At 63.9% G+C, this 25,957-nt stretch carries 19 protein-coding genes; 6 read left to right on the top strand and 13 right to left on the bottom strand.

Translation table 11 applies throughout. The features are described from left to right. Positions 1-38: 38 nt before the first annotated feature. The gene (locus J4G38_RS04100; RefSeq protein ID WP_210515362.1) at positions 39-1,196 is read left to right on the top strand and encodes an SMP-30/gluconolactonase/LRE family protein; all 1,158 of its coding nucleotides are present in this window, start codon (positions 39-41) and stop codon (positions 1,194-1,196) included. Between the two features lie 73 nt (positions 1,197-1,269). Here J4G38_RS04100 and J4G38_RS04095 read toward each other — a convergent pair whose 3' ends face one another. Continuing rightward, entirely contained in the window at positions 1,270-3,261 is a 1,992-nt protein-coding gene (locus J4G38_RS04095) for an AAA domain-containing protein (RefSeq protein WP_210515366.1), read from the bottom strand. A 905-nt stretch (positions 3,262-4,166) separates the two neighbouring features. Here J4G38_RS04095 and J4G38_RS04090 point away from each other — a divergent pair. Then, positions 4,167-5,750 carry an FAD-dependent oxidoreductase gene (locus J4G38_RS04090; protein ID WP_210515369.1) on the top strand — a complete coding sequence of 528 codons (1,584 nt, stop codon included), beginning with the start codon at positions 4,167-4,169 and terminating at the stop codon, positions 5,748-5,750. 16 nt (positions 5,751-5,766) lie between these two features. Here the strand turns inward: J4G38_RS04090 and J4G38_RS04085 are convergent, their stop codons facing one another. Next, positions 5,767-7,179 carry a glycoside hydrolase family 125 protein gene (locus tag J4G38_RS04085; RefSeq protein WP_210515371.1) on the bottom strand — a complete coding sequence of 471 codons (1,413 nt, stop codon included), beginning with the start codon at positions 7,177-7,179 and terminating at the stop codon, positions 5,767-5,769. A 239-nt stretch (positions 7,180-7,418) separates the two neighbouring features. On the opposite strand from J4G38_RS04085, the gene J4G38_RS04080 reads away from it, so the two are divergent. Both J4G38_RS04080 and J4G38_RS04075 read left to right on the top strand, forming a co-directional pair. Further along, on the top strand, positions 7,419-8,501 hold the full coding sequence (locus J4G38_RS04080) for a winged helix DNA-binding domain-containing protein (protein ID WP_210515374.1): 1,083 nt from the start codon (positions 7,419-7,421) through the stop codon (positions 8,499-8,501). A 75-nt stretch (positions 8,502-8,576) separates the two neighbouring features. After that, positions 8,577-9,065 (top strand): SMP-30/gluconolactonase/LRE family protein, encoded by a 489-nt coding sequence (locus J4G38_RS04075; protein ID WP_210515376.1) that lies wholly within the window; start codon positions 8,577-8,579, stop codon positions 9,063-9,065. A gap of 63 nt (positions 9,066-9,128) precedes the next feature. On the opposite strand, the gene J4G38_RS04070 is transcribed toward J4G38_RS04075, so the two are convergent. From J4G38_RS04070 to J4G38_RS04035, 8 genes are all read right to left on the bottom strand, one after another. Next, positions 9,129-10,247 (bottom strand): VWA domain-containing protein, encoded by a 1,119-nt coding sequence (locus tag J4G38_RS04070; RefSeq protein WP_210515379.1) that lies wholly within the window; start codon positions 10,245-10,247, stop codon positions 9,129-9,131. 158 nt (positions 10,248-10,405) lie between these two features. After that, a complete protein-coding gene (locus J4G38_RS04065) occupies positions 10,406-12,790 on the bottom strand; it encodes a DUF5682 family protein (protein WP_210515381.1) in 2,385 nt (794 codons plus the stop codon). Positions 12,791-12,822: 32 nt separating this feature from the next. Then, entirely contained in the window at positions 12,823-13,497 is a 675-nt protein-coding gene (locus tag J4G38_RS04060) for a hypothetical protein (RefSeq protein ID WP_210515383.1), read from the bottom strand. Continuing rightward, positions 13,494-13,907: a RusA family crossover junction endodeoxyribonuclease gene (locus J4G38_RS04055; protein WP_210515385.1), complete on the bottom strand. Its 414-nt coding sequence runs from the start codon at positions 13,905-13,907 to the stop codon at positions 13,494-13,496. Before J4G38_RS04055 ends, J4G38_RS04060 begins: the two co-directional genes overlap by 4 nt. A 29-nt stretch (positions 13,908-13,936) precedes the next feature. After that, the gene (locus tag J4G38_RS04050) at positions 13,937-15,025 is read right to left on the bottom strand and encodes an ATP-binding protein (RefSeq protein ID WP_210515387.1); all 1,089 of its coding nucleotides are present in this window, start codon (positions 15,023-15,025) and stop codon (positions 13,937-13,939) included. Between the two features lie 76 nt (positions 15,026-15,101). Further along, positions 15,102-18,278 carry a DUF5691 domain-containing protein gene (locus tag J4G38_RS04045; protein ID WP_210515389.1) on the bottom strand — a complete coding sequence of 1,059 codons (3,177 nt, stop codon included), beginning with the start codon at positions 18,276-18,278 and terminating at the stop codon, positions 15,102-15,104. Between the two features lie 92 nt (positions 18,279-18,370). Then, on the bottom strand, positions 18,371-18,730 hold the full coding sequence (locus J4G38_RS04040; protein ID WP_210515392.1) for a hypothetical protein: 360 nt from the start codon (positions 18,728-18,730) through the stop codon (positions 18,371-18,373). Positions 18,731-19,077: 347 nt separating this feature from the next. After that, positions 19,078-19,647 carry a hypothetical protein gene (locus tag J4G38_RS04035; protein WP_210515395.1) on the bottom strand — a complete coding sequence of 190 codons (570 nt, stop codon included), beginning with the start codon at positions 19,645-19,647 and terminating at the stop codon, positions 19,078-19,080. 112 nt (positions 19,648-19,759) lie between these two features. Here J4G38_RS04035 and J4G38_RS04030 point away from each other — a divergent pair, with 112 nt between their 5' ends. Together J4G38_RS04030 and J4G38_RS04025 are read left to right on the top strand one after the other, a co-directional pair. Next, the gene (locus J4G38_RS04030; protein WP_210515398.1) at positions 19,760-20,161 is read left to right on the top strand and encodes a hypothetical protein; all 402 of its coding nucleotides are present in this window, start codon (positions 19,760-19,762) and stop codon (positions 20,159-20,161) included. Between the two features lie 183 nt (positions 20,162-20,344). Next, on the top strand, positions 20,345-24,064 hold the full coding sequence (locus tag J4G38_RS04025; RefSeq protein ID WP_210515400.1) for a DEAD/DEAH box helicase: 3,720 nt from the start codon (positions 20,345-20,347) through the stop codon (positions 24,062-24,064). Between the two features lie 9 nt (positions 24,065-24,073). Here the strand turns inward: J4G38_RS04025 and J4G38_RS04020 are convergent, their stop codons facing one another. The 3 genes from J4G38_RS04020 to J4G38_RS04010 all read right to left on the bottom strand — a co-directional run bounded on the left by J4G38_RS04020 (position 24,074) and on the right by J4G38_RS04010 (position 25,924). Next, positions 24,074-24,553: an FKBP-type peptidyl-prolyl cis-trans isomerase gene (locus J4G38_RS04020; RefSeq protein WP_210515402.1), complete on the bottom strand. Its 480-nt coding sequence runs from the start codon at positions 24,551-24,553 to the stop codon at positions 24,074-24,076. A 138-nt stretch (positions 24,554-24,691) separates the two neighbouring features. Further along, positions 24,692-25,081: a ribosomal maturation YjgA family protein gene (locus tag J4G38_RS04015; RefSeq protein ID WP_210515746.1), complete on the bottom strand. Its 390-nt coding sequence runs from the start codon at positions 25,079-25,081 to the stop codon at positions 24,692-24,694. A 51-nt stretch (positions 25,082-25,132) separates the two neighbouring features. Further along, positions 25,133-25,924, bottom strand: a complete 792-nt coding sequence (locus tag J4G38_RS04010; RefSeq protein WP_210515403.1) for an oxygenase MpaB family protein — start codon at positions 25,922-25,924, stop codon at positions 25,133-25,135. Positions 25,925-25,957: the final 33 nt, after the last annotated feature.

Below are 25,957 nucleotides of genomic sequence, written 5' to 3'. Positions count from 1 at the left end.
TTATTTCTTCTTCGTCGTACCTTCTTCTTTGCTTTTCCATGTTGAAATCGGCGCTTAACCAATTGGCGGTCATGGTGCTCAGCGGCGGCTTGCTGGCCGCCTGCCAGTCCAGCCCTCCCAAAACCGAAGCTGAAGCCGTGAGCAAAGAAGCCGTGGTGAAAACCGACTCCTCGGCCACTACGGCTAAATCCGACCCGGTGCCCACCATCGGCAGCCCCAAGCTGCTCTTCACCCTCGACGACGCCCACAACACCCCCGACGGCCTGGCCCTGGCCCCCAACGGCCACCTCATCCTCTCCGTCCCGAACCTGGCCGATAACAGCCAGCCGGCCTCGCTGATGGAGATTGACGGCACCACCATGACGCCTTACGCCACCAACCTGCCCCTGGAGCCCACCACCAAAAAAGCCGCGCCCATGGACCTGGCTTTTGGCCCCGACGGCAACCTGTACTACGCCGAAAATCAGTACGAAAACAGCAAGGATTTTAAATCGCGCCTGATGAAGGTGGCGGTTCAACACGGCAAGCCCGGCGCCATCACCACCGTGGTCGACAACTTCGCGCTCGCCAATGCCGTGGTCTGGAGAGGCAACACGATTTACGTAACCGACAGCCAGTGGGACCTGCCCAACAACGACAAGGGAAGCGCCATTTTGAAGTTTTCGCTCGCTGAGCTGAACAAGGGCACCGTCCACCTCAAGACCAAGACCATGGACCCGCACGTACTGGCCACCTTCAGCACGACGGTGAATGAAACCGGCGTGGACAACGGCGCCGACGGCCTGGACTACGACAGCAAAGGCAACTTCTATACCGGCAGCTTCGGCGATGGCCGTCTCTACAAAGTCTCACTGAAACCCGATGGCAGCCTTGACAAGCAGGAAACCCTGAAGCTCAGCGGCAAGCCAATTCCCTGCGTCGATGGCCTGATTATCGACCGTACAACGGATAAGATGTACGTCTGCAACTCGCGCGAAAACGCCATTGAAATCGTGGATTTGCGCAATGGGAATGCCGTGACCACCCTGGCCCAAAACGGTGACACGGACGGCAGTGGCGGCAAACTCGACCAGCCGGCCGAAGTGCTGCTGAAGGGCAAGCGGCTGTATATCTCGGATTTCGACAAGCCCGAGAAGCACTTCGTGAACGCGAAATCGGATGCGCCGCACACGATGTCGGTGATTGATTTGCCCTAAAAACGACATACAAAAGCCCGTCATGCTGAGCGCAGCCGAAGCATGACGGACTTTTACCTAATTTGAAGATAGGTTAATCCTGCAGCTCCCAGGCCGTGCGATACCCGCCAATTTGCTCCACGTACTCAATCAGGGCCTTGAAAAACGGGTGGGCGCTCAGCGTTGAAGAGTCGCCGACGAGCAGGAGCTTTTTGCGGGCCCGGGTCATGCCCACGTTCATGCGGCGGATGTCGCTCAGGAAGCCGATTTCGCCGTGGTTGTTGCTGCGGGTGAGGGTGATGGCGATGATGTCGCGCTCCTGGCCCTGGAACGAATCGACGGTACCCACGCTGAGCTGGCGGTGCTGCATGAAGCCGCTAAGCTCGTCGTTTTCCTCAATGGCGTCCTTCAAGTAGTTGATTTGGGCGCGATAGGGGGCGATGACACCGATGCTGAGCGGGTCGTCTTCGTGGTCGGCCGGGTCGTAGGGTTCCAGCAGCTGGGCGAGGCGCTTGAGGAGCAGGTCGGCTTCCTCGGGGTTGGCGGTGGAGCGGCTTTCGGGGATAGTGATTTCCTGGAAGCCGAAGCCGGCCGTGTCGAGGAACTCCACGGGCAGGTCGGGGGCGAAGCGCAGGTCGTAGGCGTCGAGGCCGGCGTGGGCCACGGTTTCGTAGGCCGTCAGCTGGCCATCGTAGAACTGGTCGGAGCTGAACTGCATGATTTGCTCGTGCATGCGGTACTGCACCGTGAGCATGCGGGCCTTGGTGGGCTGGCGCTTAATGGCTTTTTCGAACAGCGTTTCGCGCAGGGCGCCGGCCTTGTCGCTCTTCACGGTGGGCGGCAGCTGGTGGTGGTCGCCGGCCAGCACCACGCGGTTGGCCTTGCCGATGGGTATCCAGCAGCCGGGCTCCAGGGCCTGGGCGGCTTCGTCGATAAACACCGTTTCGTAGGTCAGGTGGCGGATATTGCGGTTGCCGGCGCCCACCAGCGTGCACGTTATCACCTGCACCGATTCCAATAAATCCTCGGTGATGTAGCGCTCCAAATCGTCGGCCTGCTGGAAGAGCAGGCGCGCTTCTTCTTTCAGCTGCTTGCGTTGCTGCATCTCCTCGTACCCGAAGTTGCGCACGTATTTACTGGCGGTTTCGCGGTATTGGTCGGCGGTCTGGCGCATCGAGCGCATCTCGTTGTAGCTCTTGTGGGCCATCACCTGGGCATCGAGGGTGTGCTCCAGCAGCAGGTCGGAAACCCGCGACGGGTTGCCCATCCGAATGACGTTGACGCCACGCTCGGCCAGCTTTTCGGTGAGCAAATCGACGGCCGTGTTGCTGGGCGCGCACACCAGCACGCGCCGCTCGCGCCGGATGGTTTCGAGGATGGCCTGCACCAGCGTGGTGGTTTTGCCGGTGCCGGGCGGGCCGTGGATGATGGCCACGTCCTGCGCCGCCATCACGTGCCGCACGGCGGCCTGCTGCGATTCGTTGAGCGGGCTGGGATAGAAAATATCGGAAGCTTTTTCCTCGCGGAAACGGGCTTCTTTGGCCCCCAGCAGGATGTCGCGCAGGTCGGCGAGGCGGTCGCCGTAGGCCCCCATGACTTTGCCCAGGGCATAATCCATCTCGCGGTAGCTGACTTCATCGAAGGTGAGGTCGATGCCCATTTTACTGCCGTCGGTGACCCAATCGGGCAGGTCCTCTTTGTTGGTGGCGAGCAGCAGCTTGTTGCGCCGCACGCTGGTGATAACGCCGTTGAGCGTGGGCCGGTCGGTGGCCGAGCGGCCGGGCACGTTGCCAAACAGGGCCGCGTTTTTGCCCACCTGAAACAGGTGCAGGCCCTGCTGGCCGGCGGGCCGCTCCAGCTCCAGGACGACCTTGCCGCCGAAACCGATTTCTTCCTGCGTGATGGTGACGGGGTACCAAGTGAGGCCGCGCTGCTGGCGCTCGGCAATGCTGGCCTTGGCGTTTTTGAGCTTGAATTGCACCAGGTCTTCCTGCTGCTCCAGCTTCATCAGAGACTGGACGTGGCGCAGCTCTTTTTCGATGGCGTAGGGGTCGACGGGGGCGAAAGTGGGGGTGGTATCGGACAAAAGAGAGCGGGTTGGATTTGTTGTTAAGAGTAACAACGAAATGGGGGAAATGGGTGGCACAAAGCCACGAGGGATTTAGCAGCGAATTATTGGTCAGCTAGTTTGCGAACATATCGCTCCAACTCTTCGACGTCTTGAAAAGCGGGACAGACCACTGACGTAAATTCTTGAATTGCCGTTTCGCTGTCGGCATCATATCTGACAAGTAGCCTTCTTCATCAAAGTCCATGTGGTCGGACAATTCTGGGGCACTGCCTTCAATAATCAGCGCTGTAATATCCACAAGCGAAATTAGTCATTCAGCGGGGCTATATTTTTCAAATAGCAACTTGTAAGCGGATGACTCCGGAGACTCAAAATCAGCCACCATCTGGTACATCTGTTCGGGTGAACCACGCAGTGCTCCATTCACAACCGTTATGCTGAAAGGGAAATACTTGTCCATAATGTGATTCAGGCAGATGCTGACTTTAGAGGAATAGTAGCAAAGGTCGATAGTAGCGGGAGAAACCTTGTTGCTGACGCAGGCCCGCGATGGAATGCTTCAGCACATAGTGGCGCGAATTCTGTCGTTCGCTTGGCGTAACGACTTTAACGGCCCGGGGACGCGAACTACAAAGTTCGCGTTACTATTTGACAACGATGCCTGCCGTGGTCGCGATGATAGCAGCGGAGGCGTCATGGATAGCTGCGGTGACGTCATGTCATGCTGCCGCAGCTGCGGGCATCGCGGCCGTGACTGCGACGATAGCGGCGGGGTGACACGCGCGGCTACCGTGGCCGTGAGCATCATTGCCATGAATGGGAGCAGAGCGGGCGGCAGTGCGAGCACCGCAATTTTACTAAAAACGGAAATTGACGTATGTGGAGTCATTCCCTAACCTCTCAACGCTTCCCGAAAAGCTATGGCTGCTACTGCCACTCCTCCGCTCCCTGGCCCCGACCTTGTGGCCGATGGCCTCGCCCTTGCTGACCTCGCCGATGGCGCCATGGTCACGGGCCACGCCCATGGCGAACCCGTGCTATTGGCCCGGCGCGGCGACGAAATTTTTGCCAACACGGCCAAGTGCAGCCATTTGGGGGCTCCGCTGGGCCAGGGCTTATTTGAAGGTGACACCCTGCGCTGCCCCTGGCATCACGCCTGCTTCAGCCTGCGCACGGGTGAGGCCCTCCGCGCCCCGGCTCTCAGCCCGCTGCCGTGCTGGACGGTGGAACGGCGCGACGGCCGGGCCTACGTGGCCCAGAAGCAGGAGCGCGACCCGCTGGCTCCCGTAGGGCCACCCAAAATGGCCCCGGCGCACCCGGCCGCCATCGTCATCGTGGGCGCGGGCGCGGCGGGCAGCGCGGCAGCCGAAACGCTGCGCCGCGAGGGCTACGAAGGCCGTATCACCGTGCTCGATGGGGAGGCCGAAGCACCTTACGACCGTGTCCTCTTATCCAAAAGCTTCCCGGCCGATGGGAAGCAGCCGGTGGCCCTGCGGCCAGCGGGTTTCTATGCCGGGCACAACATCAGCCTGGTGCACGGGGAGGTGACGAGCCTGGACGTACCGGGCCGCCGCGTGCTGCTGGCCGATGGCTCGGCCCACGCTTTTGACGCGCTTTTGCTGGCCACGGGGGCAGCGCCGGTGCAGCTGGATATTCCGGGTCACGACCTGCCGCAGGTGCACACGCTGCGCTCGCTGGCCGACCATCACGCCGTCGTGGCCGGGCTGGCGGGGGCACGGCGGGCGGTGGTGCTGGGGGCCAGCTTTATTGGGCTGGAAGTGGCCGGGAGCCTGCGGGCCAAGGGCCTGGAAGTGCACGTAGTGGCTCCCGAAAAAACGCCCCTGGTGAAGGTGCTGGGGCCGGAATTGGGTGAAATGGTGCGGGCGCTGCACGAGGAAAAGGGCGTCGTTTTTCACCTCGGGCAGAGCGCGGCCAGCATCGAAAAGGATGCGGTGGTGTTGCAGAATGGAGAGCGGTTGCCGGCCGATTTAGTGGTGGTCGGCATCGGCGTGCGGCCCCGGCTGGCGCTGGCCGAGGCCGCCGGGCTGACCATCGACAAGGGCGTGGCGGTGAATGAATACCTCGAAACCAGCACCCCCGGCATCTATGCGGCCGGCGACATTGCCCGCTGGCCCGACCCGCACAGTGGCGAAAATATTCGGGTGGAGCACTGGGTGGTGGCCCAGCGCCAGGGCCAGACGGCCGCCCGCAACATGTTGGGCCTGCGCGAGCGTTTCGAGGCCGTGCCGTTCTTCTGGAGCAAGCACTACGACCTGTCGATTCGCTACGTCGGCCACGCCGAAAAGTGGGACCAGGCCCCGGTGAGCGGCGATTTAGCGAAGCGGGAAGGCTCCGTGGCCTTTCGGGCCAATGGCAAAACCCTGGCCGTGGCCAGCGTGAAGCGCGACATCGAAAACCTCAAAGCGGAGGTAGCGTTGGAGGCGGATGATGAGGCGGCGCTGGCCCGATTGCTGGCTGGTAATGCTTCGGTAAACGCGGTGTAGGGCACGACCCCGCGCCTTACGCCAGCAGCTTCGGACGCTCCCGGTACACTTTCCAGAGGAACTCGCCGCAGAAGGTGTTGGCCCAGGCAAACCAGGCGCGGGTGTACTTGGCGGGGTTGTCCTTGTGGAAGGACTCGTGCATGTAGCCGGTGCCGGCGTGGGAAGCTTTGAGGGCCCGCACGCAGGCCCGGATTTCGGCGTCGTCGAGGCTGGTGAGGCCGCGCATGGCGAGGCTGATGGGCCAAATTCTATCCGCGCCGGTGTGGGGGCTACCGATGCCCTCGGCAGCCGTGCCCTTGAAGAAAAACGGGTTGGTGGCGGACAGGGCCAGCTTGCGGGTGTTCTGGTAGGTGGGCTCGTTGAGGGGCAGGGCGTCGAGGTAGGGCAGGGAGAGGAGGCTGGGCGCGTTGGCGTCGTCCATGAGGGTGTGGCCGCCGGTGCCGTCCACTTCGTAGGCGTAAACGGGGCCGAAGTCGGGGTGCTGGATGATGGCGTGCTGGCGCAGGGCGAGGGCAATTTCATCGGACAGGGCCATGCATTCCTGGGCGGCGGCGTTGTCGTGGGCAATGTCGGCCATCATCAAAAACGCCTGGCGGAGGCTGGTGACGGCGAAGAAATTGCTCGGCACCAGGAACGGAAAGTGCGTGGCGTCGTCGCTGGGCCGGAAGGCCGAGGCGATGAGACCCGTGGGGTGCACAGGGGGCGGGTTCAGCGGCTGGGTATCGAGGAGGTTGGTGGTTTGGCGGTAGAAATGGTAGGGGCCGGGGCCGGTTTTGTGCTGCTGCTCGCGGAAAGTTTGCAGGGTGAGGGCGATGGCCTGGCGCCATTGGGCGTCGAAGGGCTGGTCGTCGCCCGTGATTTTCCAGTAGTGGTAGCCCAGGCGGATGGGGTAGCAGAGCGAGTCGATTTCCCACTTGCGCTCGTGCACGCCGGGCTTCATATCGGTCTGGTCGGTTTTCCACTCGCCCACTTTGGTGGGGTCCTGGTAGAAGGCGTTGGCGTAGGGGTCTTGCAGGATGCAGCGCGTCTGGCGGTTGATGACGCCGGCCACCAGCTGGCGCAGGGCGGCATCCTGCGTGACGAACGAGAGGTAGGGCCAGACCTGGGCCGAGCTGTCGCGCAGCCACATGGCGTCGATGTCGCCGGTGATGACGAAGGTATCGGGCCGCCCGGCGCGGGTGGTGGGCGTCACGGTGGTGTCCAGCGTGTTCGGAAAGCAGTTGTTGAACAGCCAGGCCAGCTCCGGGTCTTTCACGGTGCGGCCGAACTCGGCGATGGCGTTTTCCACGGCCGGGCTCTGGAAGCGGCGCTGGCCGGCGGCGGGCCGCACGGTGGGCAGGTCCGAAGCCGCACAGGCCAGGCGGGGCAGGCCAAATAAGGGGCTGGCGGCCAGCAGGCCCGCGCCCCGCACAAAAGTTCGGCGGTTCATAGAAGGGAGGGACGAGGATAAGGGGTTGGGTGCAAAGTAAGGCCCGGCAATTGAACGAAGAGGACCTCAGCAAGCGCGGTTTCGGGGCCGGCATACCCGTAGCGTGGACTTTGTAGTCCGCGTCCCCGGCAGAAACCCAAACAATTATGAACGGCGCGGGGACGCGGACGACAAAGTCCAGTCCGCGCTGCTACCCCGTATCCTGCTGAAACGGCTCTGGCCCCTTATTTTCGCTGCCCATGGAACACCCGGAAATTGCCCTTCTGCGGCTGCTGAACCAACGGATTGCCGGCGCAAAATGCACCGACCCGGCCGCCGCCGTCCGCTGGATGGGCGCGGTGCAGGCGCAGGACTACGGGCAGGCCATGTGGGCCGTGGGGCTGCGCACGCGGGTGCCATCACTGGCTGCCGTCGAGCAGGCCCTGGCCGACCAGCAGCTCGTGCTGACCTGGCCCATGCGGGGCACCATCCACCTCGTGCCCGCCGAGGACGCGGCCTGGATGGTGCAGCTGCTGGCCCCCCGGATATTGAAGGGCGAAGCGGCGCGGCTGCAGCAGCTGGAGATGGACGAAACCGTGATTGAGCAGAGCAGAACGGCTTTCTATGAAGCCCTGAAAGGCGGCCAGCGGCTGATGCGCCCGGCCATGATGCAGGTGCTGGAGCAGGCCGGAATCAGCACGGCGGGGCAGCGGGGATATTTTCTGTTGCGCTACGTCGCGCAGCAGGGGCACATCTGCCTGGGGCCGTTGCAGGGCCGGCAGCAGACGTTCGTGTTGCTGGAAGAGTGGGCTCCGAATGCCCGGCCGCTTGACCGGGATGCGGCCCTGGCAGAGCTGGCCCGGCGCTACTTCGCCAGTCACGGCCCGGCCACCGTGCACGACTTTGCCAACTGGGCGGGCATGGCCGTAACCGATGCCCGGCAAGGGCTGGAAGCCGTGCAGGCCAGTTTGATTGCGGAAAAAGTCGAGAGCAAAACCTACTGGTTTTCACCGCCCGAAACCGGCGCTGCCCCCACTGCGACGAACGTGCAGCTGCTGCCGGGCTTCGATGAGTACCTGCTCGGCTACAAAGACCGGCAGGCGGTGCTGGACGCCGGGCACGCGGACAAAATCGTGCCCGGCGGCAATGGAATTTTCAAGCCCATGGTGGTGGTCGATGGCCAGATAGTCGGCACCTGGAAGCGTACACTCAAAAAGGGCGCTATCGACGTAGCCGTGAGCTTTTTTGGGCCGGTTGAAGTACCTAACGAATTGGTGATGGAGGCAGCCGGGCAGTATTGCGACTTCCTCAGTTTGCCTCTGGGCCACGTCGTGACTGAGTAAGGGGAATTCCTACAGAAAACCGGCCAGGGCCGCCGCCTGCTCGACGGCGACCGCACTACCGCCGCTCGCCGCCCCATGTACGGCGGAGGTAAAGCCATGCTCAAGCTCAACGGCGACAAAGTAGCCCTGCACGCCGACCAACTGGAAGTGTCGCCCGATGGTAAATACTTCTATTTCCAAACCGCCGGGCCCATGTACCGCCTCGAAACCAAGTACTCGGACGACCCCAACATCAGCTTCGCCGGCCTCTCCAAAAAGGGCACTTACTGCTTTGATTTTCCTGCCTGCTGCGGCACGGCCATCGACGCCGACGGCAACCTCTGCATGAGCGACGCCCATGAAAAGCGCATCTTAAAAGTGACGCCCGATGCCCAAAGCAGCGTCCTGGTGCAGAACCCCCGCCTCATCTGGGCCGATGCGTTGTGGATTAGCCACGCCGGCGCGCTCTGGATTCCGGTGCCGCAGATGAATCGCACCGCCGGCTCCCAGCGCGGCGTGGAAACGGTGAGATTCCCGGTGCAGCTGTTTAAAATGGAACCGGGACCGAAGCCGTTTCGGGACTGATGTAGCGTGGACGCTGCGAGTCCGCGCATTGAGCGAACGACGCGCGGACTCGCAGAGTCCACGCTACGCAATTTCCAGCTTCTGCCCCTGAATGGCTTTGGCCATCAGCTCCGGAAACTTCGCCGGCGTGCAGGCGAAGCTGGGGATGTCCAGCGCCGCCAGCTGCTCGGCCACGCGCCGGTCAAAGCTGGGGGCGCCGTCGTCGCTCAGGGCCAGGAGCACCACAATGTTGACGCCAGCGGCCTTGAGCGCGGCGGCGCGTTTTATCATTTCCTTCTCGTTGCCGCCCTCGTACAGGTCGGTGATAAGGACGAGGATGGTATCCGTCGGGCGGGTAATGAGCTGCTGGCAGTAGGTGAGGGCCAGGTTGATATCGGTGCCGCCGCCCAGCTGCACGCCGAAAAGCAAGTCCACCGGGTCGTGCAGGTTTTCGCTCAGGTTCACCACCGCGGTATCAAACACGACCATGTGCGTTTTCACGGCTTTCAGCGAAGCCAAGACCGCCCCGAATACGCCCGCATACACCACCGAGGAAGCCATCGAGCCGCTTTGGTCCACGCAGAGCACGATTTCCTTCAGCGCCTGCCCGCGCCGCCCGAAACCCACCAGTCGCTCCGGAATGATGGTTTTGTGCGCCGCCTGGTAGTGCTTGAGGTTGGCTTTGATGGTAGCACCCCAGTCGATTTCGTGATAGCGCGGGCGCGGGTTGCGCACGGCCCGGCTCAGGGCGCCCTGCACGGCCTGGCGCAACGGGTTGGCGAGCTTCTTCTCCAACTCGCGCACCACTTTGGTGATGACCTCGCGGGCTGTGGCCTTGGCCTTCTGCGGCATCACCCGGCTCAGCGACATGAGCGTGCCCACCAGATGCACGTCGGCCTGCACCGTGCGCAGGATTTCGGGCTCCAGCAGCAGCTGGTTCAGGCCCAGGCGCGTCATGGCGTCCTGCTGCATAATGGCCACTACCTCGGTGGGAAAATACTCGCGGATGTCGCCCAGCCAGCGGCTCACGCGGGGCGCCGAACCACCCAGGCCGGCCTTGCGCTCGGCTTTGTCGCCGTCGTAGAGGGCAGTGAGCACGTCGTCCATGCGGCCGTAGTCGGGGGGCAGGGGCACGGCGTTTTGTGCATCGGCAGCAGAGCCGAGTACGAGTTTCCAGCGGGTGGGGGTAGTGGGAGCGGACATAGATATTGGCAGGAGGAACGGAGGTGAAAGAACGTCATGCTGAGCTTGTCGAAGCATCTCTACCGCACAAGTAATCAATGCTATTGCAGCGAAGCAGCAGAAATGCTTCGGCTGCGCGGACGCCAGAAGAGCAGGACTTTCTTTTTGAGGTTAAACAACTAAACGCCCAGCAATTCCCGCAGCCCCGGCAGCACCCGCGCCCCGCGCTCCCAATCAAAATCCTCCACTTCCGTACTGGCCATCTGAGCAGAAGCATCCGTGCCGGCCAGCTCCAGAATCTGCCGGCGCTCGGGCAGCGAGAAATCGGTGAAAGCGCGACGGAGCAGGGGCACGATTTCGCGGAAAGTATCCTCCGGCAGGCTGCCCAGCCAGGTATCCAGCAGGTCGAACAATTCGCGATGATGGATGAGCAGCAGGCCGCTGCCGCGTAGGAAACCCTCAATCCAGGCGGTGGAGTAGTCGGTGGGCTGGGCGGGAGCCAGGGCCAGGCCGAGGGTGGTGCCGGTGGCTTCGGGCGTAGCCTGTTGAGTGTCGAAGAGCAGGCGGGCGGCGGTGCCGGCCAGCAGGCCGTTGGTGGCGGTGTTGCGCTGCACGGCGGCCAGAGCAGCGTACCAGTCGGCTTCGTGCGTGGGGTTTTGGAGCAGGCGAATGGCCTGGTGGGTGTCCTCGATGCGGGCTAAAAGAGGCTTGGCCGCGTCGTAATCCAGGCCGGCGCAGGCGGCCGGCAAGCCAATGCACAGGCGCGGAATGAGCTGCTGCACCACCTGAGCCACCTGGGCAGTGTCGGTGCGGCGCACGTTGCCGTAGCGCAGCACCTGGGCCAGCGGGGGCAGGGCGGCCAGCAGGTGGGTCACGTCGCGGGTGCCGGCCCCGATGGTTTCCAGCCGCGCCACCAGCGCCGGAATGGCCGGGCCGAGGTCGGCGCGCAGGGCTTCTTCCAGCAACGTGCTCACGGCTTCGAGGGTGGTAGCTTCGGCGGCGCGGGCGGTGGCACGAGCGGCCGCGGCGGTGAGGACGGTATTGCCCCAGCGGCCGGCTTCTATCACCGACAGGGCCATTTCGGGCTCCCATTCCAGGGTCCATAGTTCGTGGAAGGTGCCGCGGGAGCCCGTCGCGTCCTCGGGTTCGCCCCAGTTGATGGCGAGCAGGCGCAGGCGGTGCAGCAGGTGGCTGCGGTCGAGCTGGGCGGGCTGGCGCAGGTCCAAATCCAGCGGCTTGGGCAGAGCTTCGGGCTTGAGGCGCAGCGTCTTTTGCTGCTGGGCCAGGTCCTGCTGCAAGGGCGTGGCGGGCAGGCCAGCCGGCACTTCGCCCAGCTTCACCCCAATCACCAGCTCCTTGTGCACCAGGGCCAGCGGCTCGGCGTAGCCCCCGCCCAGGATGGCCACGGCGGCTTCCTGCAACTCATCAATACCGGGCAGCGCGAGCCCGCGTACAGCGGCCAGCGCCGCCGCCAGCCGTACGCCCTCGATGGCGTGGGCCGAAGAGGCGTCTACGTCCTGCCCGCGCAGCAAGCGGGTGGCGCGCACCATCCAGTGGGTCAGGACTTCGGCGCGGGACTGGGCAAACAGCAGCTCATACCAGGCGGGCGATAGCACCCCGGCCCCGTAGCCGGAGCTGAACGACAGCCGCTCATAAGTCCACGGAATCCAAGTGGTTTCGGTGGGGACTTTCTTCAAGCCTTTGAGGCGGGCTTTGTCCTCCTTTTTAAATAGTTCGGTTTGCAGCACCGGGGCGTGCCAAGCCCCGCACACCACCGCCACGCGCGGGTAGCCCTGGGCGAGGGCGGCGCGCAGGGTTTCGCGCATGAAGGCCTCACGGAGCAGGGTTTCTTCGGTTTCGGGTCGGCGCAGCTCTTCTCGCAGGGCCGTCATCAACTCCAGCACCACGGCAAAGGTGTCGGCGTTGCCGGGGGCGTGTTCGAGATGGGTTTCCCACCACTGCTCGGAGTCGGTGTAGCCGGCGAGGCGGGCGATGTAAGCGACGGGGTCAGTTTCGGGGTCGCCCTCCGTGCTCACCTCACCCCCTGACCCCCTCTCCAAAAAAGAGGGGGCACCGGAATTGCTTTCTTCGGCTTGTTCAGTTTGTTCGGGAAGGGAGGGTTCGGCTGGGGCAGAAGTTGCTTCAGTTTCTGCTGTTGCTGTATCAGTAGGCATGTCCGGTGCCCCCTCTCTTTTGGAGAGGGGGTCAGGGGGTGAGGTTGACGCCTGCACCGCATCCCGCATCCCAAACCGTAAGCTCATCGGCAAATCCATGCACCGGACATGCGCGCTATTGCGAGCGCACCACTGCACCGCCTGCCACTCCGGCGAAAACTCGGCGAACGGCAGAAACGACGCCTGCCCTTGCTGCTTGGGATTGTACACCAGCAGCGCCACGGGTGGCACCAGCTCCGGGTGGGTGGCCGTGGCCAGGGCCGCCTCCGCATCGGCGGGGCACTCCAGCAGGATGATATCGGGCCGGAAAGCATCGAGGGCAGCCACGAGGCTGGCGGCGCTGCCGGGGCCGTGGTGGCGAATGCCGAAGAGGCGCAGGTCGGTGGGCATTACGAAGCTACTTCAAGCACCAGTGCAACGAATTATGCCACATTACGCATGGGCAGCCATTCATCAGATAATTCATCAATAAGGGTTTGTAAATGACTGGCCTGTTGCGGGGCTTCGGGGAGTGGAAAGCCATGAGCTACCTTGTTACGGCCAGAAAGCAAGTGTTTGGCTTGGTCAAAATGCTCATAAGAGAGGTCTGCATCTGAGTATAAATAATCAAGCAATGCCCGAACCGAAAGCTGTTCCAACGGAAAGCCCAAGCTTTCGGCATGGCGGCGTAGCAGCGCTTCCAAAGCCGACCAAAACAACAGAATTGCCGCTTCCGCTTCACCGGCTTCGCGCAGTTTTTTAGCCTGGCTTATCCGTTGCACGATAGTGCTCCAGGAAATGGGGTCTTGTGGCAAGCCACCGGCCGCACTTTCAGCAGAATAGTTGATGAGCAGCAGGCGCCATCCCAGCGCGGACTGTTGCTTAATGGTTTCAGTTAGTTCGCGTAAGCGACTGATTGAAATCGGCTGCTGTGTATTATTAGCCAAAATGAGCAGGTGTTGTCCTTCTTTTTCGGCTAACAAATCGGGCCTGAAACCATTTAAATCAAAGGGCACGCTTTCCCTATCAGGCGGTGCCGTTACGGAATAGCCTTGTTGGCGGTAGCTTTCAGCCAAGGCGGCTACTTGGATATCATGTTGGCGATGTGCGGAATTCATAAATACGATTCTATGGCTTGTGAATTAGAAACACGGACATACACGAATTCTTTGCCCTCGGAAAGGGCAGAGAGCACAAGTAGCGGCAGGCTAATAAGGTCGAAAGCTTCCGTAAGCGGCCTTCGGTGACTATCTACGTCAGTTACGTAGCCATCGCCCACATACACTGTCCCGTTCAAACCATCCTGAATGGGCTTGATAATGTTATCAATATCTGCAGGGCGCTCTCCGCAAAAATAAACAAGCGTAAGCTGACAGGGCGTATCGATAGCGGCTTGTGCTCCCCATGCTTTGCGCGCTTCAATAGCTACAAATTCCTGCCATAGCCGCCGTTTTGTAGCATCTTTTGATTGGTGTGCGATGGGCCGGCGTACTAGTAGAAATTCGACAAGCACAAGTAAAACGGACAAGGGTTTAAATGTAGTAGGAATCAATTTATCTACTCCACCACCTCCCGGCACGCCCGGTACAAATCCTTCCAGCCCTCGCGCTCCTTCACCACGGTTTCGAGGTATTCGAGCCAGACCACGCGGTCGGGGGCGGGGTCTTTGATGACGGCGCCGGTGAGGCCGGCGGCCAGGTCGTTGGCGCGCAGGGTGCCGTCGCCGAAGTAGGCGGCCAGGGCCAGGCCGGCGTTCATGACGGAGATGGCCTCGCCGGTGCTCAGCGTGCCGGTGGGCGACTTGAGCTTGGTTTTGCCGTTGTCCGTGACGCCGGCCCGCAGCTCGCGGAAGATGGTGACGAGGCGGCTGATTTGCTCCAGCGCGGGGGCCTCCACGGGCAACTGGAGGGCCTGGCCCTGCTTGGCCACCCGCGTTTGCACGATGTGGACTTCCTCGGCCAGGGTGGCGGGCAGGGGCAGCACCACGGCGTTGAAGCGGCGGCGCAGGGCGCTGCTCAGCTCGTTCACGCCGCGGTCGCGGTCGTTGGCCGTGGCGATGACGTTGAAGCCCTGCGTGGCCTGGATTTCGGTGCTGAGCTCGGGGATGGGCAGCACCTTTTCGGAGAGCATGGTGAGCAGGGTGTCCTGCACGTCGGACGGAATGCGGGTGAGCTCCTCGATGCGTACGAGCTGGCCGGTTTGCATGCCTTTGTAGAGCGGGCTGGGCACGAGAGCGGCCAGCGAAGGGCCCTCGGCGAGCAGGCGGGCGTAGTTCCAGGAGTAGCGGAGGCTGTCTTCGGCGGTGCCGGCGGTGCCCTGCACCAGCAGGTTGGTGTGCCCGCTGATGGCGGCCGTGAGGTGCTCCGACACCCAGCTTTTGGCCGTGCCGGGCACGCCGAGCAGGAGCAGGGCGCGGTCGGTGGCGAGGGTGGCCACGGCAATTTCCATCAGCCGCCGCTGGCCGATGTACTTGGCCTCAATTTCGAAGCCGTTAGCTAGTTTTCCACCCAATAAATACGTGACCACAGCCCAGGGCGAGAGGTGCCAGCCGGGCGGCTTGGGGCGGTCGTCGCTGGCGCGCAGGGCCGCGAGTTCTTCGGCGTACAGGTCTTCGGCGTGGGGGCGGAGCAGGGTGGTAGGCGTCATGGCGGTTGGGTGTGGAAGAAGAATTTTGATTTTTGCCAGAACGTCAGATGAGCACGACGCTCTGGTTATTCAATTGTCATTGGTTCAGCGACGCTTCCAAATTGGCCTGGAAGCGCAGGATGTCGACAAACGCATGCAGTTGGGGAAGAAAAACCGAGTGAGGCTGGTCGATGGCTTCTACCTGCTGAATGGCCCAGGCAACATCGGCCGGGGCGAGGCTGGAGGCCGCGGTTTGGGGCAACAGCCAGGCCAGCTGCCGGAGATGGTAGGGCGGCTCGTTGAGTTGGTACAGCACGGCCGTGTTGGTCAATTGGCTGATGACGGCTTCCACTACGGCGGCAGTGAGGGCCCTCGGCCAAGGCGCGGGGATGGCCGCCAACTCGGTCATCGAACCGGGCTCCTGGCGGCGGATGTGCTCCACGAGGGGCGTTATAAGCAAAGCCTGCCGGGCCGCGGGTGGCAAAAGAGTCGCCAGGTCCGCCCACGGCAGGCTGCGGTCGCAATGCGCCTTTTGCAGCGTCGGCCGCTCGTCAATTCGCAATCTGAGAAAGGCCGTGGCAAAGCCAGCATCGTGGTGCAGCAGGGTGCTTTGGGCCCAGCAAGGCAGCAGCGGAATGGCCCATTCCGAATTTGCCGCCGCAGTCAGCAACTCGGTGGGCGTGAGGCCGAGGTGGGCGGCCCAGCGCTGGGGTGGCAGCAGGGCCAGCAGGTTGCCCAGGCGGGCGGCGGCGGGCCCCACGGTGGCTTGCGCCCCAGCTACCGGGCTGCGGCGATAATCGAAGCGGCCGCTCTTTTCCTCAATGCCATCCAGCAGCCAGGATTTGTCCCAGGCCGTGGGCAGGGTGATTTCCAGCGTGGGTTTGCCCAGCCCCAGCAGCTTGCGCCGGGCGGTGATGAGCGGCGCGGCGCGGGCCCAGAGCCGCTCGGGGAGGGCCGCGCCGGGAATTTGCACCAGCAATTCAGCTGCCCGGCGGCGCACGTCCTGGCCCCGCGCTTTGAGCAGGGCTTCGAGCGAAGGCTCGGCATCGGGGTGCAGGTGGTTGGCCAGAACGTCGAGCAGGGCTTCCTGCATTTTGGCGGGCTCGGTGGGCAGGGCGGCCAGCAGCAGGGCGCGGGCCGCGTCCGGGGCCGGGGCAAAATGCAGGGTGAGCCAGGCGAGGCGGGTGGCGGGCGGGCCGGTTTCCCAGTTGGTCAGGTCGGCGGCATCGGCGGCAGGTGCGGGCAGGATATCGGCCAGCCTGGCCCAATCGGGGTGCAGGGCAGCCAGCCAGTGGCCGCGGGTGCCCAGCACAGGCCCCAGCGCCGCTCGCGTTTCGGGAGAGCGGGTGGCGTGGCTGAGCAGCGGCACCAGCAAGGCGGGCGGCACCCGGCGGGCACGCGCCGCCACGCGAGCGAGGTAGTCGGGCAGCAAGTCCAGATGTTGGGAATTGAGGAGCATCTGGCGAAGGTTGTCGGCCCCCAGCGGGCCGAGGGCGGGCAGCAGCTCGGGCGGAGTCGGCGCGAGGGGCGGCACCGTGGGCGCGGCCGGGCGGTGGCCTGCTTTCCGCATCAGGGCCAGGGTGCCGGCGGCCAGCAGCACGGCTTGCTCGGGTGATTCCGGTGCGGGCAGGGCGGGAATGGGGGGCGGAATTTCGGCGCTTTGGCGGGTGCCGAGCAGGGCAATGCGCAGGAGCTGGGGCCAGGCGGGTAGCTCTGGCGCGGGCGGAACCTCACCCCCTGACCCCTGCCGGGCACTGCCCCTCTCCAAAAAAGAGGGGGCACCGGCTCTGCTGGTTTCGGAATCGGCTTGTTCCCCCGAATTTATGGAGAGGAAGCTGGCCCCGGCGGGGTCCGGTGAGGTTGCGAGCCAGCTGCTGAGGGGACGGAAGGCGTGGCCGTCCCACTCGCCAAAGAGCGTGACGGGCTGGCCGCCACTCTCAGCCAGCAGCTGCCAGGGCGTGTTTTCGTCGGCAAAGCGCAGTGCCAGGGTGAGGGCCTCGGTGGCGTGGTGGAGCCGCCAGCGGCCGTCGGAGAGCGGGGTGGGCAGCACCTGGGCGAGGGTGGCGGGCCACTCGCGCAGCCAAGGCTGGCGGGCCAGGGCCTCGGCGTAGTCGTGCAGCAGTTGGCTGATGGCTTGGCCGGGCGGCACGGCCGTGGGCGGCAGCGTGCCATCGAATTTCAGGCTCACCGGGGCGGCGCGCAGGGGGAGCAGGCCGGGGTAAAACACGACTTCGCCCAGGTAGCTGCCCTGCGGAATGAGCGACGTAGCAAAGGGCTGCCCGCCAAACGAAAAATCCAGCACCAGCGCCGGGCGGCCGGTGTCGCGGCCCCGCAGCCAGGTGCGCCGGGCCGAGAGGCGGTCTTCTTCCCAGCGGAACTGGCCCAGCACCTGCCACGCGTCGGCCACGGGTGCGGCGGTGGCGAGCAGGTCTTCTTTCTTGAGGTTGATGCCGACTTGCTGGAGCACGTCCTGGCGGGCGTCGGGGCTCAGGTTGGGCAGGTTTTGGAAGGCCCGCACCAGCAAATACAGCTCGCCGAGGCGGGCCAGCAGGCGGGTGGGCCAGTCGGCGTGGGCGTGGCGCAGGGTGGCCAGCTCGCGGAGGGTGGCGGCCAGGCCGGGCAGTTGATTATCGACCAGCCGGGCGGCCTGGCTTTCCCAGAATTTCGTTGGCTGCTGGTCGAGGGTGGCCAGCCCGGCGCGCATCAGGTCTTCGAGCCAGGCGGCGAGGTCATCGGCCCCGGCGGCCATGCGGGCGAGGCGCTTGGGGTCGGGTCCTGTCGGAACCTCACCTTTCAACGAAACCTCGCTTTCCGGCCCGCTCTCCAAAAAAGTCAAACCGGATAATTCTTCGCCTTCCGTTGCCTCCGCTGCTGCTGACGCTTTGGCTGCTTTTGTGGCCGATGCCGGGCTGGGGGTAGGTTTTTCGGCTTTCTTCTCCTGGGTTTGCTGGCGTTTGCCCAGCCATTCTTCCAACCAGACCGGCGGCGTGTTTCCCGCCAGCAAAGCGGGCTGGCGGGCCAGGAGCAGGAGCAGCCCCGCGCCGTGCTTGCAGGGGAAAACGCGGCTCGGACAGCTGCACTTAAAGGCCGGCTCGCTGAGGTCGATGCCGGTGAGGTAGGGCCTGGAGCCGCTGCCGGCGCACTCGCCCCAGGCGGCGGTGTCGGTGCGGCCCAGGTTGGCCCATTTGGTGGGGTTGGCCAGCTCCTGGCCCCGTTTCAGGGTGCCGGGGTCGGTGACGAGGGCTTGGGCTTGCGCTTCGGTGAAGGAAATCATGCGGGCGGGGTAGGCGCCAAAAGTAGCAGCGAATTCCCAGCTTCGCTAGCGCGTCAGCGTCGCGTTGGCCCTCGGTTCGAGCCCCGGCTTGTTCAGGCGAAAAAGTCGTCCGGGTCGGCCTGGCTCAGGTACTTCTGCAAGTGCGGCAGGGTGTCGAAAAACGGCAGCACGCAGGCCAGAAACTGGTCGACGGCCACCTGGCCGCTGGCGTAGGCCACAAACGTGTGGTCGCCCTCCACAAACTCCATCTCATCGAGCAGGCCGGGCTGGTGCTCTTCGATAATGGTTTCGATGTGCTCGACCCAGGAAGCCGCCGTGCCGCCAAACCCAAAATGCTGGAACAGGGCATAGTAGTCTTCCAGTCCGCCCACGTCGGCAAAAATGACAAACTGATACTCAGGCGAGACCGGGGCCGGGGCCGCCGTTATTTGAAAGGGAAACGGGGATGACATGCGGTGAAAGTACGCGTGTTTCCGCTCCCAGGCCCTTTGGCCCGCAGCGGCCGGAAGAATCCCCGCAGCTCCTCGGCCAGCAATTCCGGCTTTTCAAAGTCGGCAAAATGACCGCCGCAGGGCATTTTACCGCAACTCTCAGTTTGGTGCACGGGAGTAGAGACGCAACATTTTGCGTCTCGTCGTTGAACAACTTGCGGCGGAAAGTTCTTCCGAAACAGGGGTAGTCCGGAAACTCAATGTTAAGGGCTGCATGGCGAAAGAGCAATGGTTTTGAAGCCGGTTTTTTCCCATACGAAAGCCTTTCAGCCGTTTCAGCCGGAAATACTGCCCAAACAGTCAGGTGCCTACCTGCGCCGCTTCCGGGCCAGCAGCAGCCCCACGCACAGCACGGCCAGCCCCGCAATCAGCGCGTCGCGCACGAAATGGCCCTGCTTGGCGTCGGCCACGTCGGCTTCGAGGTCGCGCTGCTTGGCCAGCTGCTGCTTTTCGCGCTGGCGCAGGTTTTCGGTTTCGTTCTGCAGCTCGGAAAGACGCTGAGCGGTGAGGTTGCGGTCGTCGCGGCCGGTGCTTTCGAGGTAGGTGGTGGTGGCGGCCAGCCGCACGGAGGTGGTGGTGGCAGCCTGGGCGGTGCGGTTGAGCACGTCCACGATTTGCTGGTCCTTGTCCACGATGCCTTGCAGGGCGTCGACCACTTCCTGCAGGTCCTTTTTGGAAGGCTTGTTGCCGAACAAGCTGTGGCGTTGGGCACTGGCGGCAGTGTAGCGGTCGGTGAGGGCTTTACGCTCCGCCAGCAGGTGGGGCAGGGGCGAATCGGACGATACGGACGGCGTTTGGGCCGCCACGGACAGACTCAATAACAGCCCACTGCCCAGCACTACTGTGTGAAAAGCCAGCTGGCGTGTAGTTCTTTGCACGCTGGAAGACAATGAAGAAAAAGGCATTGGCATGATAAAAATACAGAGTATGAAAAAAGGCAGTGCATTATTGCTCCTCGCGCTGGGCGTATGGAGCTGCGAAACTACCCGGATGAAAACGCCGCCAACGTACGGCGGTGCAGTGTCGGAAGGCCTGCACGAAAAAGGCGGCAGCACCGTGCTGCCCTTCCTGATTCAGGAAACCAGCAAGGACGAAACGTACGGCTTTACGGCAAACAACCCGGTGCGGGTGGGCGGCGGCCGCGAAGCCGGGGCGCGCAACCAGCAGCGCTACCTCAACGCCCTGCTCGGCCCTCACGGCGAAGTTATTGAGTACGAGCGCCAGGGCAGCTGCTGCGCCTTCAAAATCCCGGCAGAAGGCATCGACAACGAAGGCCAGCTCGACGTGTATTCCCTCACCTGGAAAGGCCGCAAAGAACCTCTCAAGCTCTACCTCAACATGTACGAGGACGGCCCTTTGGCCGCTCCCATGGGCCTTAGCGCCGCCCGGTAGCGCGGTTTTTGCCGTCAGATATAAAGTTGCGCGAACGGCGTAGCTGTGACCGTCGGCGGGTGTAGCGCGGACTTTGTGGTCCGCGCTGCAGTGCTCGAACCTGAAAAGAGCTACTATCATTCGCAACCGGCCCCGGTAAAACCGTTACTTTTATAGGTCCTGCCGCCAGTTTTCTGCCCCTCAATGCCTACCCGCTACTACTCCCGCCTCGCCGCCCTCGCCACCGACCACGCCGCCGCGCCGGCCGACCAGCTGCCCAAGCTGCGCAAGCTGCTCGAAACCGTGCTGCGCGACGACTGCAAGCAGCGGGAAGCCCCGTTTATTGACCTGAATCAGGCCATCGGACAGGTAGCGTACACGCAGGAGCTGCCGGCTGCGCTCCGCCAGCAGCTGCAAGCCCTGCGCCTGGCGGCCAATCTGGTGGTGCACGAAAGCTACGCCGGCACCCAAGCTGAGGCCGCCAGTGGTTTCGCGGCCGTGGCGGCGCTGGTGCTGCACCTCACCGGCACGGCGTATGCGGGGCCGGCGCTGCCCGCTGGCCTGGCCGTCGGCGCCGCTCCCGAAGTAGAAAATTCTGGTAGTCAGCCCGCCGGCTCGCGGCCATTTGCGCCCGATACGGCCCCGGCCGGCGTGGCGTGGCGCGTGCGGGTGCTGCACGCCGACCTGGCCGCCGGCGACCTGACCGTGGAGCTGTCCACGCCCGCCGACGGCCGCCCCAGCGGCCCGTTCCGCCTGGTGCTGCCCGCCGCCTACGAAAACGTGTTGCCGCTGGCCGCCGCGCTGCATCCCACGCTGCACCTCATCGGCCCGGTGCTGCTGGCCGATGGCAGCGTGCGTGCGCGCCGCGTGGTGCTCGAGCCCGACTACCTCATCAGCGTCACGACCATTGCCGAGTGCGCCCAGCGCGAGGGCACCATCCCGGAATGGGCGCTGCTGAACGCGTTTTTGCCCGATGAAACCTCGCGCCCGCTGGTGCTCGGCAACCTGGTGAACCTGTTGCTGGACGAAGAAGTAAGCCACGCTGGCAGGAAGGAAGAATTAAGAATCAAGAATGAAAAATTAAAAGTTGCTGCTCCACCGGCGGCCGTTGAAGCCGTTGCCGTTGTCAGCGTGGGTTCGTCCGCTTTGGGCGGGGTATTTCCGCCTGAGTCAACGGCGGTGCTTCCAGTTCTAACAACTGACAACGAGCAACTAACAACCAGCCCAGACTTCAACCTGGAGCAGTTTTTTAAGCAGCGACTGTTTCGCTCGGCGCCGCTGTCGCTGAGCACGCTGCCCGAGTTCCAGACCCGCACCGGCGTGCCGGAATTACTCAACGACCTGCGCCGCCACCACCGCACCCTGCGCGAAACCCGCGCCCAGGGTTTCGTGGCCCAAAGCCGCACCGGCTACCAGCAGGAGCCCCTGCACCTCGCCGATTGCTTCCTCGAACCCACGTTTTTATCGGCCACCTATGGCTTGCAAGGGCGGCTCGATTTGCTGCACGAAAGCAGTTCCGGCTACGACTTGGTGGAGTTAAAAAGCTCGACCAAAGTGCCGCATGCCGAGCCCTGGAGCAACCACGCCGCCCAGGCCCAGCTCTACCGTCTGCTGCTCGAATCGGTATTTGGGGCCGATGGCGAAACGGCCGGCCGGGGCCGCACCAGCATTCTCTACTCCAACGCGGCCAGCGGCCAGCCCGCCGTGCGCCGCGTCGACCAGGACCAGGAGTTGATTGACCGCCTGCTTTCGGCCCGCAACCAGCTGGTGGGCACCGAATTGCAGCTGGCCCGCGCCACCGGCCCGCGCCAAACCGCGGCCCTGCTGGCTCCCGTGCTGCACCCCAACCTGATGGCGCTGCCGTCCTTCGGCAAAGCCAAAGCCGAAAAAGTAGCCAACGCCTGGGCCGCCGCCGACCCCGTCGAGCGCGCCTACTGCCTGGAACTGGCCCGTTTCACGGCCCGCGAAATGCGGCTGACGCTCCTCGGCGACGAGGCCCGGCCCGGCGATGCCGGCGGCCAGGCCGGCCTCTGGCTGCTGCCCCAGGCCCGCAAGCAGCAGAATTTCAGCCTGCTCGATGACCTGACGTTGGTGGAAGACCACAGCAATGCCGATGACGACGCCCGCGGCGGCCTCGGCCCGCACCTCATCTTCCAGCGCCCGGCCGATGGCCGCGAAGTCAATTTCCGGGCCGGTGACACGCTGATTCTCTACCCGCGCCGCCGCAATCCGAAAGAAACGATAACTACCGATGAGGCCGCCGAAGCGGGGGCGGGCCAAGGGCTTTCAGCCGCCGACCCAGCCAAATTAAGCACCTCAACCCCTCACCAAAGCAGCAAATCATTATCCGTGCTCGATGCGCAGGTGGTGAAGGCGGTGCTGGCCGAAGACCTGGGGGCCGACGGCCGGGTAGTGCTCAGTGTGCGCAACCGCCGCATGGCCCCGCGCTACCTGCTGGGCCACTCGCACTGGGCCCTGGAGCCCGATACCTACGACACTTTCCGCCGCGAATGGGCCGGCTTGTCGGCCTTTCTGAGCCTGAGACCGGAGCGCCGCCTGCGCCTGCTGGCCCGCACCGGCCCGCGCCCACCCGAAGACTGGAACCCCGCCGCCACGCCCGCCACCACAGCCCCCGAAGTAGTGGCCCGCGCCCTGGCCGCGCCCGATTGGTTCGTGCTCTGCGGCCCGCCCGGCACCGGCAAAACCCGCGCAATCCTGCGCGAGCTGGCCGTCAGCCTCTGCCAACAGGACAAGCAGGTGCTGCTGGCCGCCTACACCAACCGCGCGGTGGACGAAATCTGCGAGCAGCTGGTCGATGCCGGGCTGCCGTTTATTCGGGTGGGTTCGCGGCTGGGCACCTCGCCCGCTTACCGGCCGTACCTGCTCGATAACATGATTGCCGACTGCGCCAGCCGCCAAACCGTGCGCGCCCGCCTCACCGGCACGCCGTTTTACGTGGGCACCGTGGCCAGTCTGCTGGGTAAGCCCGAGCTGTTTATGCTGAAGCAGTTTGATGTGGCGGTGGTGGACGAGGCCAGCCAGGTGCTGGAATCGCCCATGCTCGCGCTGCTGGCCAAGGTCAGGAAGTTCATCCTCATCGGCGACCACCGCCAGCTGCCCGCCGTGGTGGCCCAGGAACCCGAAACCAGCGCCATTGCCCCCGAAGTGGCCGATTTGCTGCGCGACGAGCTGGGCCTCACTAACCTGCGCAACTCCTATTTCGAGCGCCTTTTCCGCCGCGCCGAGGCCCGCTGGCCCCACGCCCACGGCACCCTGGCCGACCAATACCGCATGCACCAGGAACTGGCCGTGCTCGTCAATCAGGATTTTTACGAAGGCCAGCTGCGGTGCCCGCAGCCCTGGCAGGCGGCCCCGCTCAGCCGCGCCGCCTGGCCCGCCCCGGCCGATGCCTTCGCCGCCGCATTGCGCAGTCGGCGCGTGGTATTTGTGCCCACGCAGCGCCAGCCCGAGGATTTGTCGATGAAAGAATCGGCCCAGGAAGCCGAGCTGGCCGGGCAGGCGGCCGCTTACGTGGCCCAGGGCTACGGCGCTGCCTTCAACCCCGAAACTACGCTGGGCATCATTGCCAGCTACCGCAATCAGGCGGCCCGCATCCGGGCGCGGCTGGCCCAGTTAGCCGTCGAGCTCCAATTGCCCGCCCTCGCCCAGGTGAGTGTCGACACCGTGGAGCGCTACCAGGGCAGCCAGCGCGAGGTCATCATCGTGAGCTTCTGCTGCCACCACGAGCACCAGCTGGAGCTCATGGTGTCACCCGACGAATCCGGCCAGGTCGACCGCAAGCTCAACGTGGCCCTCACCCGCGCCCGTCAGCAGCTGGTGCTGCTCGGCAACCCGGAAATGCTGAGCCGCGCCCCACACCACGCCGCCTTGCTGGCGCGGGTGGGCGCGTTCGTTCAACCATAGCGCCGCGCGTTAGCGCACGGCCACCAGTTCAACCTCGAAGCGGAGCACCGAGTTGGCCGGAATTGTCGTGCCCGAGCCGGAAGCCCCGTAGGCCAACGCTGAGGGAATCAGCAATTGGGCTTTTTCGCCTTCGTGCATCAGGGCGATGCCTTCATCCCAGCCGGCAATTACGCGGCCCTGCCCCAGCACAAAGCTGATGGGCACGTTATTGTGCATCGACGATGCGTCGAACACCGTGCCGTCCATCAAACGGCCGGTGTACAGCACGTACACGAGCTTGCCAGCCACGGCGCGGGTGCCGGTTGGGTTGCTCACCACGGGCAAGTAATACAGCCCCGAGGCCTGCTTCTGGGCGGTGGTGATAGCGTTATCAGTCAGATATTTCTGAATAATTGCGTTGTCGATTGGCGCGTAGTCCGTGGTGGTGGTGGTCGTGCTGTCGTCCTTTTTGCAGGCGGTCGTCATCAGGCCCGCGGTGGTGAGTAGCACGGGGAATAGCAGGCGGAGTACGCCACTAGAAAATACGTTTTTCATGGATTGTTTTTGATGTAAAAATAAGCCTGCGAACTCAATGCTGAGAGCATTGAGCCTGAATTAAGGTTGCAGGAACAAGTAGAAAATGCGCAATCAGCCCGTTTGGCCCGTTGCGGAAGCCGTTCTCGCCGCCTCAATCGCTATAATAAATGCCGCGCCCAGCGTGTAGGCCAGCATATCGGGCCACTCAAACTGGCTGCCCAGCAGCACGCGGGCCAGCGCAGAATGCTGCCAGCCCAAATGCGCCAGCAACTGGAAGTATTGCAGGACTTCTAACAGGTAAGAAACCAGCAGGGCCACGCCGGCCGCCACACTGGTCGGCAAAGAAAAGAAGCTTCGAATGAGGCAATACAGGAGTATCGTCGCCAGAAAATCGCCGCCCTGGGGACGAATAATGCGGTCGTGCACGAACAATGCGATGAATACCTCGACCAGGAACAGGCCCAGGGCCAGGCGAAAATATCGGAAATGAAAGCCGAACATAAGCAGCACAAGTTCTGATTTTGGAGCTATTTGACGATGTTGGGAGTGCGCCTAAGCGCGGGCGGCGTGCTGGGCCAACGCGGCCGGCACGCCGTCCAGCGCCCGGATGCGGGCCTGATACTCAGCGGGCAGCAGGGCATTCTTGGCCCATTGGCTCACCGCCAAATGCTTGGTGGCGCGGTAGAGCGCGATGGCCGGGCGCAGGTAGCCACCACCGGGCAGCGCCAGCAGGCTGCGCACCCAGGGCGGCGCTACCAGGCCCTGCACCGCGCGCAGCAGCTGGTAGCGTGGGCCGCCCAGGTGCTTGCGGTATTGCAGGTAAAGGTCGGTGGTGTAGCGGCTGGCGGCCAGGTCCTGGGCCAGGTGCCGGGCCCGGGCCGCCCGCCAGGCCGCGTAGGAATCCGGCAAATCGGGCACGCCCATGCGCTGGCCCAGCCGGCAGAACACGTCCACAATTTCCTCGCACTCCACGGGCGTGAGGGGCCGTTCCAGCACCTCAAAAGCTCGAATGGAGTACGCAATGAGCATAAACAATACGTCGCGGTAGGCCCAGGCGGGGATGGCCTGGCCGCGCCGCGCCTCCACTGCCCCGTGGATGGCGGCAATGGTGTCGATGGCGTGCTCGGCCCCGGCGCGGTCGGCAAACACGATGCGGCGGGCATAGTCGACCGTGGAAAACAGGCGGCCCAGCGGGTCGGCGGGCAGGCGGCCGGTGAAGTAAAGCCAGTCCACGGCTTTGTTCAGCGCGAACTCAGCCGCCGCCCCGGCGAAGATGAACATCACCGTATCGGCAGTGCCCCAGATGCGGCGCACGATGGAAGTGGGAGCAACGAAATAGTCCATGAGGCGAGTCAGCTAAAACCCGAACAGAGCGGA

The sequence above is a fragment of the Hymenobacter terricola genome, assembly GCF_017921975.2.
Taxonomy (GTDB): domain Bacteria; phylum Bacteroidota; class Bacteroidia; order Cytophagales; family Hymenobacteraceae; genus Hymenobacter; species Hymenobacter terricola.
The sequence above is the reverse complement of the archived record's forward strand: the minus strand, read 5'-3'. Positions and strand labels throughout refer to the sequence as shown.